The sequence below is a fragment of the Polaribacter sp. R77954 genome, from assembly GCF_044595335.1.
Classification (GTDB): Bacteria; Bacteroidota; Bacteroidia; order Flavobacteriales; family Flavobacteriaceae; genus Polaribacter.
This window is the reverse complement of the sequence record NZ_CP138992.1, coordinates 1,809,256-1,821,736: the sequence shown is the minus strand read 5'-3', so window position 1 is coordinate 1,821,736 and position 12,481 is coordinate 1,809,256. Positions and strand designations below refer to the sequence as shown.

Here is a 12,481-nt window from a genome sequence, read left to right as displayed (position 1 = left end):
AAAATGAAAAAAATATATATCATAGTAGCATCGTTATTTTTTATAACGGCATGTTCACCAGACTTAGATCAATCTCCGTCTAATATAGCTAATGCAGATTCTTTAACAGATTTTGAAGGAGTTTTAAATGCAGCTTATTACTATCAATTAGGTAGTGTTACTCCACTAGCAGTAATGGCAGATTTTAGAGCAGACAATGCATTTATGTTTGAAGCACCTTATACAGAGTTTGACGTTTTTACAAGTAATTTAATTACTATGGACGAGCAATTTTTTAGACCTTTATATGCTCAAATGTATAAATCAATATTAAGTGCAAACAATGTTATTGAAAATTCATCTGATGCTACACAAGTTGCAGAAGCAAAATTTTTAAGAGCGTTATCTTATTTTAAATTAGTAAAATCTTTTGGTGATGTAGGGGTTAATTTATCAGCTACTCCAAGTCTTATAGATGCTTCTATATTAGTAAGACAACCAGCTTCAGATGTGTATAACAATGTAATTATACCAGATTTACAAGATGCAATCTCAGGCTTAACTGTATCAGTAGCTTATGGTAGAGCTTCTAAATTGGCAGCACAAAGCTTATTAGGTAAAGTGTATGCAGCATCAGGTAATTTTGCAAGTGCAGAATCAACTCTTGCTACTGTTGTAAATGGGGCAGCTGCTGCAGGTGTAAGCTTAGTAGATGATTATAGCGAGATTTTTGGAGCAGAACATGAAGTTGAAAATTCTGAAATTATTTACTCAACTCAAATTTCAAGTAGTGTTGTAGATGAATATTCATTTGGTTCAGATTTTTGGAACTGGTTTGTTGGTGATGATTCAAAATCAGATTTTCCTGTAGATGCAGATTTAGTTGCAGCATTTGATGCAAGCGATGCAACAGGTGCTACAGATTTAAGAAGAGCAGTAACACTTAGCGCAGATGGTAAAACTGCTATTAAATTCCCAAAAGAAGGGGGCTTAGGTGGAGAACATGACTGGATTGAGATAAGATTAGCAGATGTTATTTTATTATATGCAGAGGCATTAAATGAAAATGGAAATACTGCTGGTGCTTTAACGCAATTAAATAAAATCAGAAATAGAGCTGGTTTAGCAAATTCTACAGCAACGACTCAAGCAGAAGTTAAAACTGCAATTTTAAATGAAAGAAGATTAGAGTTGGCTTTTGAAGGGCACAGATGGTTCGATTTAGTTAGAACAAATTCTGTTAATTCAGAAATGGGAGAAAATGTAAATCCTAACTATTATGTATTTCCAATTCCAGTTTCGGAGATACTAGCAACTGATGGAGTAATTACACAAAATCCAGGATACTAGTTAATTTAAATAAATTTTGTTACAGAATGCTGGTATCCTAAAAATATACCAGCATTTTTGTTTAAAATTACCAATAGAAATATATAAAAACAATGAGTACATTAAAAGATAAAGTAGCAGTAGTTACAGGAGCTACAGGAGGTATAGGATTCGAGGTTGCAAAAAGATTAGGTCAAGATGGGTATACAGTAGTTTTAAACGGAATAGAAGATGAGGCAGGGGCTCAAAGAGTAGAGGAGTTAGCATCAGCAGGTATTACAGCAGAATATTATGGTTTTGATGTTACTAAAGAAGAAGAAGTAACAGCCAATATCAATGCAATCGGAGCAAAGTATGGCAAGATAGATGTTTTGGTAAACAATGCAGGAGGTTTAGGAGGCAGATCTAGATTTGAAGAAATGACCACAGATTTTTACAGATTTGTAATGGCATTAAATTTAGATTCGGTATTTTTTGCATCACGCGCAGCAATTCCATTTTTAAAGAAAGGAGAAAACGCTACCATTATCAACTATACATCAAATGCAGGTTGGAATGCAGGAGGCCCAGGAGCAGGTATTTATGGGACATCAAAAGCAGGGGTTCATGCCATAACCAGAGCATTAGCAAAAGACTTGGCTGAATATAACATTAGAGTAAATGCAGTATCACCAGGAACGATTGATACTCCATTCCACGCACAAATAAAATCAACCAAGCCAGAAGTATTTGCATCTTGGAAAAACAATATCATGTTAGGAAGATTAGGACAGCCAGAAGAGGTTGCTTCAGTAGTATCATTTTTAGCAAGTAAAGACGCTGCTTTTATCACAGCAGAAACCATTCAAATTGGTGGTGGTCAAGCATTAGGAATTTAAGATTCTTTTTTATTATTATTGAATGTTAAGCTGTTTTGTAAATCTTACAAAGCAGCTTTTTTTTTGTAAAATCTAGTCTTTTATAGTGATTTCTTGCTGAATTTCGTTTCCAAAATTATCTACAACTGTTAACGTATACGCGCCTGTTTGGGGTGTTATTGCAAAGTGATGCATTTCTTTGGTGGTCCCTAGAAATTTGCTATTTGCATACCAATACAAAATAGCTTCTGAATTGGAATGTGCGACTTTTAAAATGAGTTCATTTTTTTTGCCATCAAAATCTTTAGGTAAAAAAATGGTACTTTTTTCTGTCGGATATAAAAACTTCATCGCGTTTTTTACATCACCCAAACAATCCTCTCTAAACTTGGGTAAACTTTTATAAAAAGGATGTTGTTTTTTGTAATAATATTCCATTAATGGAGGTAAGGTAAACCAAGATTTTTGCTTAATATTCTCTAAATCCTCGCAAGAAGTATTTACTTGATAATTCTGAGAAACATCAACATTAACCATAATATGATAAGGACAAGGTGCTGTTTGTAAACCTGCATTTTGAATGAATTCTTGATGTTTTACCTCACAAATTTCTGTAGCTCTGTAGCCACTTTTTGTACAAATGTCAACTTTGGGCATTTCGTCAAATGGTTTCTCAAACCATTTTGAAGTAGGTAATTTATCAAACACATCAAATAAAATAGGCCCAGCAGTTTGAACACCTACCAAACCCGGTCTTCCTTCTCCATCTGCATTGCCCACCCAAACTCCAACTACGTAATCTTTTGTTGTGCCAATTGCCCAAGCATCTCTAAAACCAAAACTGGTGCCTGTTTTCCAAGCAATTTGTTTAGAGGAATCGAAAAATTCCCAATTTTGCTCAGTATCTGGCCTATTTACATCCTTTAAACTCTCAAAAGTGAGGTAAATGGAAGCTGCATCAAAAATTGTTTTTTCTTTAGATTCTTTGCCAAAATCGATAATTGCATCACTATAAAAAGTAGGCGCTACAAACTCGTTGGTAAAGTATCTACTTGAGGTTTCTGTATAATGATTTACGGTTGATGCTAAAGATGCGTAGCTTTTACATAAATCCCACAAATTACTTTCTGCACCACCTAAAGCCAAGGTTAAACCATAATGATTGGGGTTCTTTTTAATGTTTCTCAATGCTAATTGTTGTAAATAATGATGGAATTTTTCCAAACCAAAATCTTTCAATAATCTTACAGTGGGCACGTTTAAAGATTTTGATAATGCCAATTTTGCAGAAATGGCACCAGCATATTTTTTGTCGAAATTTTCTGGTTGATAACTGCCATAATTCGTAGGTATATCAGCTACTAAAGTATTGGGTAATAATTCGCCTTGATCTAACATGGCTGCATATAAAAAAGGTTTTAAAATACTGCCTGTACTTCTAGGTTTGTCAATAATATCAACACTTTTTTGATGTTTTGCTGTGGTTGGAGAATTCCCAATATAACTCAGTACTTTTCTTGTTTTTACATCTAAAACTAGCACAGCAATATTATGAATTCCGTTTTTAGACAATTGATTATAATGATTTTTAACAACGGCATTGGTTTGATATTGTAACTTTTTATCAATAGTAGTTTTTACAAATTCGCCTTTTTTCTCTTTGTTGATTTTTTGCAATAAATGAGAAGCAATTTGTGGTAATGGATACGGTTTTTGAGGCAAATCTTCTAAAATTGATAACTGATAGGTTAAGGAATCAATGACGTTTTTGGTCAACAATTTTTTTAATAATCGATTTCTTTTTACTAATAATTTTTGTTGATTTTTTCCTGGATAAATCAATTTAGGCGCATTTGGTAAAACTGCTAACGTTGCAGATTCTGCCCAAGACAACTCTGTAGCTTGTCGATTAAAAAAACGCCAAGAAGCAGCATCTAAACCCACAACATTTCCACCAAAAGGTGCATTGCTACTCCAAAAAGCAAGAATCTCTTCTTTGCTTGCCCTAAACTCTAATCTTGATGCTAAAATGAGTTCTTTCAATTTTTCAAAATAGGTTCTTGGTCTGTCATTTCTACTTAATCTGATGACTTGTTGTGTTAGTGTGCTTCCACCTCTAACTACTTTACCTGCTTTTATATTTTGTCTTAGCGCATTAAACATCGATACCGGATTAAAGCCTGGATGATTGTAAAAATGTTCGTCTTCAAACTGAACTAAACAGGTTTTAAATTTTTGTGGAACGCTGTCATTATGAGGAAATCGCCATTGCCCATCAGCAGCAATTAATGCGCCTAACAGTTCGCCTTTATTGCTTGTAATTACAGTTGATGTGGGTTTTGTAAATAGTTTTTTTGGCAAACAAAATGTATAGAACATCAACAGTATAATAAGAAGTATTGTTTTCTTTTTGTGTTTCTCCTGCCAAGTTTTTAAAACCTTGTAGGTATAGCTATTTAACTTCTCTTTTTTCAATTTATTTTTTTAGAATAAAACTCGATTGTACAATTATACCTACAAGGTCTTGGAGACCTTGCAGGATGAACTAATAAATTATTGATTTACTTTACAAACTCAATCCAACGTCCTTTTGTTCTTACCAAATAATCGTTATCATACATGGCTTCTACTTGTACACCTGGCAAATAATATTTTCCTAAGTAGGCTGCATTTAAGAGCACTGTAAAGGTTTTCACTTCTGCAGAACTTCTGCTTTTATTTAAATCGAAATAGAAATTTACACGATCGTCTCGAATATCTGTATAACGTGCTTCGCTTTTTGCTGTAGTTCCAAAATCGGTGAAACGCGTATTTACAATTTCCCATCCTGAAGGAAAAATCTGCGTTAACGCAATATCTTTAATTTCTTGATTTTTTGGGTTGCTTACGCTTATTTTTGCCACAAAATCTTGTCCTTGTTTTAAGCTGTTGATATCAATTTTGTTTCCTTTTAAATCCCCATAATTAACAGATACATTAAAACCTCTACTTTCCGAAATTTCATCCCCCAAAGGCAATTTCCCTGAATTGATAATTCTTGCAAAAACAACATTGCTTTCATTATTTTTTATGGTGATGGAATTTGCGCCTTCTTTCAAATCAATAGTTCTTTGCACCATAGCACTTGAGGTTTGTATGGTTTCCTTATTTCCTTTTTGAGTGAAATCTATATTAATTGCTTTTCCTCCATTTTTCACCACCATTTTACCAATGGCTAACAAACTATAAGCTGTAGATTGTGTGCTCATCCAGCGATTGCCAGATAAATCTTTTGCAATACTTTTTGCCACATCTTTTACTTCACTGCTATTTGTAAGCAACATTGTTTCTAAGGCCATTGCTCTGTTTCTGGTTTCAGATCCGTAATTGTAATAACTGTATCCTGAGAAGTTTAAGTCGGCTTTCCCCATAATTTCGTCAGCAGCTTCTTTTTGCCCAACTAAAGAGTAGGTTGCTGCTAATCTCCATTTTGCTTCGTTAGAAATTGATGTAAATTCTCGCAAACGATTCATTGCAGATAAATCTGGACTCCCAGCCAAAGCCAAGGTATACAATCTGTAAGCTTGGGCTAAATCTCTTGAATAGCTGTTGTAAGATGGTCGCCAATTTCTAGCAGCTTCTTTTTGATATTTGATAAAGTTATTCTTAAAAGTAAGTGGCAACACAAAACCTTTTCGTTCAGCTTCTAACATAAAATGCCCTGCATACGTTGTTCCCCAATCACTAATATAGCTTTCGCCCAACCAATAACTTAAACCGCCATTTGCTTTTTGAAAATTACCCAAACGTGCAATGCCTTTTTCTATATTTCTTTGGATTTCTGTTTTCTTATCCGAAGACAAATCAAACAAATCTGATAAAAATAATTGTGGAAAAACACTTGATGTGGTTTGCTCTACGCAGCCATGTGGATATTGAATTAAGTAGGCTAATCTCCCAGAAAAATTGATATTCGGAATGGTTGACAACTCTAAAATTGCTGTATTTGAACCTTTAACACCGAATGTTGTAAAGTTGAGGACTTTGGTTTGATTCGCTTCTATATTATCGTCAATTACTTTGGATGTTATTGTGTTTGGATTTACCACATCTAACTCCACTTTATAAGTCGATTTTTCACCAGCTCCAGTGGCAACAACTTCAACTGTGTTGATTCCTTTTCCGTTCAAAACATCCAACTCAAAATACACCATTTTTTCATCGGGTTTTTCAAAATTGATGTTTTGCGTTTTGTTTCCAATTACTTGAATTCCATCTGAAGTAATTACTTGAACAGTTACGTTCTTTACTTTTTTATCCATCGCAAAAACAGAAATTGGCAAGGTTACTTTTTCTTTTGGAGATAATTTTCTTGGCAAGGTGGCTAACACCATTAATGGTTTTTTAACGGGTGTTGCTTTTTCTGTGTTTCCAAACGCTTCTGTATTTACATCACCTGCAACTACCATCGTTCTTACAGAACCAATATAATTGGGCAAGGTAATTTTATGAGAAGCTGTATTGCCAGATTCTAATTCAAAAGGGCCTAAAAACTTTACTACAGGTTTAAATCTGTTTGCTTTTTGGTTTTTCCCTTTGGCCAAACTTCCATCTCCACCAATGGCATAAACTTGATCTATACTTCCTGAATATGCACCAATTACATCATCAAAAATATCCCAAGTTTTTACACCTAAAGCTTCTCTTGCATAAAACGTATGATACGCATTTGGTGTTTTAAAACGTGTTAAATCTAACAAACCTTCTTCAACTACTGCCAAAGTATAGGTCATTGCTTTGTTGTTTTCTTCGGATATTTTTACTGTAAATTCTTTTTCTGGTTGCAATTCATCTGGCATCGAAATTTGAGGGGTTAACTTGGTAGTTGCATCTTCTACAAAAATCGGAATTACCCCAAACAAACGAATTGGCAAATCGTTTTCTGTAACTTGATGTGGCTGCAATAGAGAAATATTTACAAACACGTTTGGTGTCATATTCTTAGTAATCGGAATTTCTACAGAAGTGGTTCCTTTTTGTGTTTTTACCCATTTGGTTTCCAATACTTTTGTACCATTTTCTATACTGATTAATGCTCGCCCTTCAGAACCAGAAGGAAAGGTAATTTTAGCAGTTTCGCCCACAATATACCTTTCTTTATCTGCAGAAAACACCAACATTTTTGCAGCTTCTTTATCGCCAGAAGTAGAATTTTGCCACCAATTTTTATAAAAGTACGCAGTTCTTCCTGTTGCGTGGCCACTTTTTTTATCGATTACTTTTATTAAAAATCGCCCTCTATTTCTTTCTGGAATATTGAGTTTAAAACTTCCTTTTCCGTTTGCATTTGTAGTTACTTTTAGCGTTTTATACCTGTCTTGATAACTGCTAGAACTGTATCTCGATAAATTGTCTGAAGACGAACTCCACCACCAACGCCATTTAATTTGATATACCTCAACTTCTAAGGTTCTATTAGGCACTGTGTTTCCTTTTTCATCTACAGAAACAACCTGAAAAGTTTGATTTTCATCGGTATAAAAAGAACCATACTTGTTTCCTTCTGGTGATTTTAATCCTACAAAACTACTGAAAGGCGCATATTTTTTGGTGAAGGCATCAATGGAAAAATCGCCTCCATTTTCAAAAGCTCTTACCAAAAATTGTACTTTTAACATTCCTGGTGCATTCTTACTTACTTTTAAATCGTTGTTGATATTTGCAATTCCGTTTTCATTTAATTTACCTTCAAAAATGTTGATTTCTTCAGTTGAAAATGATCTTGATGGATCCGTAAAAACATAATCTTTGTATTTTTTAAAACTGTAATTCGTAGATGAAACTTTAGCTTTAATTTCTGCTTTTAAGTTTTTGGCAGGTGTTCCATGCAACCATTTTACATCTAAAGTTCCATTTATTTTTTTGGTACTGGTTAGAATTTCATCATCAAAATCAACCTTAATTTTAAGTCGATTTGGTTTTACAGTTTCAACTTTTAGGTTTTTATAAAATTTTACACCTCCTACAGAAACTTTTGCACGATAATTACCAGTTTGTGCTTCTTGATTGGTGGTTACTGTAAATTTGTAAAAATTATTGACATTTTCTGTGGTTACTTTTTTATAAATCAACTTTCCACTTGGGTTGGTAACCTCTAGTTTTATAGGATGATTTTCGGGCAATTTATTATCAGCATCATTTAATACAAAAGTTAAATGAATGGCATCTCCAGGTCTCCAAACACCACGTTCTCCATAGATATATCCTTTTAACCCTTTTTGAGTTTTGCTCCCAGAAACATCGAACTTACTTAACGACAGTGAGTTGCCATCAAATAATTTAATATAGCCTTTATGAACGCCTTTTGAAGCAATAGCAAACGCTGCATTTTTTGGAGAATTGATAGTTACAATTCCCTCTGAATTTGTTTTTCCTGAAGCAATTTCTTGCTGCTGAAAATTGTATAATTTTATGATTGCATCAGCTTCTACATTGGTGTCTACAATATTGGTAATGGCAAAGAAATAATTATTATCGGTTCCTTTTTTAGCGATGATTCCTAAATTAGACGCCAATAAATTTTGTGCAATCATTCTGTTTTCCTTGTAGTAAGCATCATTACAAGGATTGTCTCTTTCTCGCCAATTATAGCTGTAATTTTTATATTGATAGAGTTCATTATCCCAATACAATTCTTCTTTGGCTTCTTCATCTTCAATGTCACTAAAATCCTCATATTCATCTTCAAAATCATTGGATTCTTCTGATATAGCATTGTCTTGAGAACAGTTATAAAGTGTCTGACTTTTATTAAAACTTAGTTCAACTCTGTAAATTGCACCAGGTTCTGTAGCCACCATTTTTGAGATATCTATGCTATACGCTTTCCATTTTTGATAATAGTTTGCTTCATTTTTAATAAGCGTAATTTGCTGTTTTGCAACTCTTCTACCTACTCTTTTAATTTCGTACTGATTATTAGTGTTGATGTTATTTTCTTGCAAAAACTGCAAAACATTATCTTCATAAATTTTAATGATTCTAACAGTAACTTCTTTCACATTAATAGCTTCGAAGTTATAGGTCAATTCATTTGAATTTGGCAAGATCGTTCCTTTAGAAATTGCCCGAATTTGTGGTTTCTTTTGCTGAAAAGTGATGACTTCTTTAAAAGTTTCTTTGAGTTTATAATTATCGGTATTTTTTATACCAGGGAAAACTGAAACTGTGCAATTACCCTGAAACTTTTTATCGGAAAATACCTTTAATTGATTTCCGTTGATGATAAATCTAGGGTTTTTTACATTTTGAATAGTCACCAAACCTCTAAGTCTTTGCTGTTTTTTTAACGCATCAGAAAAGTTGATAGAAATGTATTGCTCGTTTGCGTTTACCACATTTACGCTAATCACTTTAAAATTATTTTTACCGGGAATTAAAATTTCTTTTTCTCCAGTATTATCTGCATGAATCACATTTCCATTCCATTTTACTTGTAATTTACTATCATTTATAAAACGCTGAATACTATCGATTTTGAATTCGAATACTTTTGATTTCTGATAAGAATCGTTCCAAACGATATTTTTTGGGGTCCCTTTTTGTGATGCATCAAGCATTTTTTTGGCATCACTTAAAGTAATGATATCTGCAGATTTTAGTTCACCAGCAATGTATTGATATTCTTTAGAGTAAGATTGTAAAGGTTTTGTTTGAATTGAAAAATTAGGTGTAATTGTTTTGAATTGAAAAGTATATTCTTTGAATTCTTTAGGAATATCATTATAAATATCACCCAATTTTACTACTACTGTATATTCAGTGTCTGCTTTTAAATCTTCATTGGGGATAAACATAAAAGCGTGATTGCTAGCTGTTTTTATAGTGCCTTTTACATAAGGTTGTATAGAAATCAGGTTATCTGTAATTTCTTGGTTGGCTATCCAACCTTCTACATCTTTGCTAAGACTGATATCAATGCTTTCTGTAACAGAAATTACTCCTGATGTGGTATAACTTACATATTCTTTAAACTTGTAAATATTATCTGTTTTAACAGGTTCTTTTTTACAAGAAAATATTAGGATAAAAAAAAGGAAAGTAAAAAGGTTGTGTTTTGTTTTCATAGTTGCGATTTTATCAATACAACTCAAAAATAAACAATTAATTATGGAGATTTAGAGCCAATTAGAATTCGTAACAATTTCTTTAGAATTTGAAAATAAACAATCTTAATCAAAATTAATATTATTTTTTACTTATAAATCCTGTAAAAAGTGTTTACATAAACTTAGAATCTAGGCCGACAATAACATCGGATATTTTGTAAATAGATAACAAGTTACATCCCCATTAAACTGATGGTAACATTTGCAAATAGGGTCTAAAACATGAGTTCTTAGACACTATTAATATGCAGGTTTTTATAAATTTACTTCACTGAAAATTTAAATGAGGTTTTAGTTAAATATACATCTTCTGGTTTCAAAATTGTTGATGGAAACTCTTTTTGATTAGGAGAATCTGGATAATGTTGTGTTTCTAAACAAAAACCTGTTCTATGTGCATAGGTACCATCTTGCTTATTTGGTAACGTTCCGTCTAAAAAATTACCTGTGTATAATTGTACTCCTGGTTCGCTAGAAAACACTTCTAACAATCTACCACTATTTGGTTCATAAGCAGAAGATATAAAACGAAATCCTTTATTCTGGTCATTCAAAACCCAACAGTGGTCATACCCTAATCCTCTTTTTAATTGCTCATTTTCTGCATTAATTTCTTGACCAATTGTTTTTGGCTGTCTAAAATCAAATGGGGTATTTGCCACGTCTTTTAACTTACCAGTTGGAATTAAATTTTTATCAACAGGCACAAATTTATCTGCATTTATTGTTACAATATGATCTAAAATAGGTTTAGAAAAGTCTCCAGATAAATTAAAATAAGAATGTTGGGTTAAGTTTACAATTGTTTTTTTATCGGTTGTTGCCTTGTAATCAACTACTAAAGTATTATCATTAGTTAATGTGTAAATAACTTCTGTATGTAAATTTCCAGGATATCCTTCTTCCATATCTTTACTTACATACGATAATTTTAAAGCTCCTTTTTCTTTTAAAACTTCTGCAGACCAAACTACTTTATCGAAACCTTTAACACCACCATGTAAATGATTTGAATCGTTATTAGTTTTTAAACTATACTCTTTGCCATCTATAGAGAATTTACCATTGGCAATTCTATTACCATATCTACCAATTAAAGCTCCAAAATAAGGTGATGATTTCTCATAATCTGTCAATGAATTATATCCTAAAACCACATCTTCTGAAACACCTTTTTTATTTGGTACTTTTAAAGAAGTTATAATTCCACCATAAGTAATAATACTTACTTCCATTCCTTTTTCATTTTTTAAAGTAAAACTTTTTACGGAAACATTATCTCTGGTTGTTCCAAAAACTTCTTCTAAAATAGTAATGGAGGTATTTTTTATTTGTTTTGAGTTCATAATCTTATATATTACATTTAAAACTGAGAAAGTAATTAAGCCAAAATAAAAAGATATACCTCTTAGATAAAAAAGGTATATCTTTTTATGTTTGATAGTAAAAGTATAGTGGTAAAAACCGAATACTTTTTACTTAAAGTCATAAAAATTTCTCTCTAAAACTTAGTTTCCTTTTTTATAATCTTCTAAAAATTTTGCCAATCCACTATCTGTTAATGGGTGTTTTAGCAATCCTGTTATAGACGATAAAGGTCCAGTCATTACATCACTACCAATTTTAGCACAGTTAATTACGTGCATTGTATGACGTACAGAGGCTGATAATATTTGTGTTTCAAAACCATAGTTATCATACACTTGTCTTATTTCTGAAATAAGATGTAAACCATCTGTTGAAATATCATCTAATCTTCCTAAAAAAGGAGATACATACGTTGCTCCAGCTTTTGCTGCTATCAAGGCTTGTCCTACAGAAAAAACCAAAGTAACATTTGTTTTAATACCTTTATCAGAAAAGTATTTGCATGCTTTTACACCATCTGCAATCATAGGTAATTTTACTACAATTTGCGGATTTAAAGCTGCTAATTCTTCTCCTTGTTTCACCATTCCTTCATAATCTGTTGCAATTACTTCTGCAGAAACATCTCCATCTACAATTTCACAGATTTTTTTGTAATGATTTAAAATATTTTCAGCACCTGTGATACCTTCTTTTGCCATCAAAGATGGATTTGTAGTTACACCATCTAAAATCCCTAAAGCTTGTGCTTCTGCAATTTCTTCTAAGTTTGCTGTATCAATAAAAAATTTCATGTTAGTT

The 12,481-nt window shown here is 32.5% G+C and carries 6 protein-coding genes; 2 read left to right on the top strand and 4 right to left on the bottom strand.

What is annotated here, in order from left to right; translation table 11 throughout:
- Positions 1–3: 3 nt before the first annotated feature.
- Both SJY27_RS07775 and SJY27_RS07770 read left to right on the top strand, forming a co-directional pair.
- Positions 4–1,329, top strand: coding sequence for a RagB/SusD family nutrient uptake outer membrane protein (locus SJY27_RS07775; RefSeq protein ID WP_397447693.1), 1,326 nt, complete (start codon positions 4–6; stop codon positions 1,327–1,329).
- Between the two features lie 92 nt (positions 1,330–1,421).
- The gene (locus tag SJY27_RS07770) at positions 1,422–2,186 is read left to right on the top strand and encodes an SDR family NAD(P)-dependent oxidoreductase (RefSeq protein WP_397447692.1); all 765 of its coding nucleotides are present in this window, start codon (positions 1,422–1,424) and stop codon (positions 2,184–2,186) included.
- Between the two features lie 72 nt (positions 2,187–2,258).
- Here SJY27_RS07770 and pbpC read toward each other — a convergent pair whose 3' ends face one another.
- From pbpC to fsa, 4 genes are all read right to left on the bottom strand, one after another.
- On the bottom strand, positions 2,259–4,544 hold the full coding sequence (gene pbpC, locus SJY27_RS07765) for a penicillin-binding protein 1C (protein ID WP_397447910.1): 2,286 nt from the start codon (positions 4,542–4,544) through the stop codon (positions 2,259–2,261).
- A gap of 182 nt (positions 4,545–4,726) precedes the next feature.
- Positions 4,727–10,270 carry an alpha-2-macroglobulin family protein gene (locus SJY27_RS07760; RefSeq protein ID WP_397447691.1) on the bottom strand — a complete coding sequence of 1,848 codons (5,544 nt, stop codon included), beginning with the start codon at positions 10,268–10,270 and terminating at the stop codon, positions 4,727–4,729.
- A gap of 305 nt (positions 10,271–10,575) precedes the next feature.
- Entirely contained in the window at positions 10,576–11,658 is a 1,083-nt protein-coding gene (locus tag SJY27_RS07755) for an aldose epimerase family protein (protein ID WP_397447690.1), read from the bottom strand.
- Between the two features lie 162 nt (positions 11,659–11,820).
- On the bottom strand, positions 11,821–12,474 hold the full coding sequence (fsa, locus tag SJY27_RS07750; RefSeq protein ID WP_397447689.1) for a fructose-6-phosphate aldolase: 654 nt from the start codon (positions 12,472–12,474) through the stop codon (positions 11,821–11,823).
- Positions 12,475–12,481: the final 7 nt, after the last annotated feature.

Excerpts from the sequence above, each read along its gene's own strand:
- SJY27_RS07775 (WP_397447693.1), top strand. The coding sequence starts at position 4 with ATGAAAAAAATATATATCATAGTAGCATCGTTATTTTTTATAACGGCA.
- fsa (WP_397447689.1), bottom strand. The coding sequence starts at position 12,474 with ATGAAATTTTTTATTGATACAGCAAACTTAGAAGAAATTGCAGAAGCA.
- pbpC (WP_397447910.1), bottom strand. The coding sequence starts at position 4,544 with ATGTTCTATACATTTTGTTTGCCAAAAAAACTATTTACAAAACCCACA.
- SJY27_RS07770 (WP_397447692.1), top strand. The coding sequence starts at position 1,422 with ATGAGTACATTAAAAGATAAAGTAGCAGTAGTTACAGGAGCTACAGGA.
- SJY27_RS07760 (WP_397447691.1), bottom strand. The coding sequence starts at position 10,270 with ATGAAAACAAAACACAACCTTTTTACTTTCCTTTTTTTTATCCTAATA.
- SJY27_RS07755 (WP_397447690.1), bottom strand. The coding sequence starts at position 11,658 with ATGAACTCAAAACAAATAAAAAATACCTCCATTACTATTTTAGAAGAA.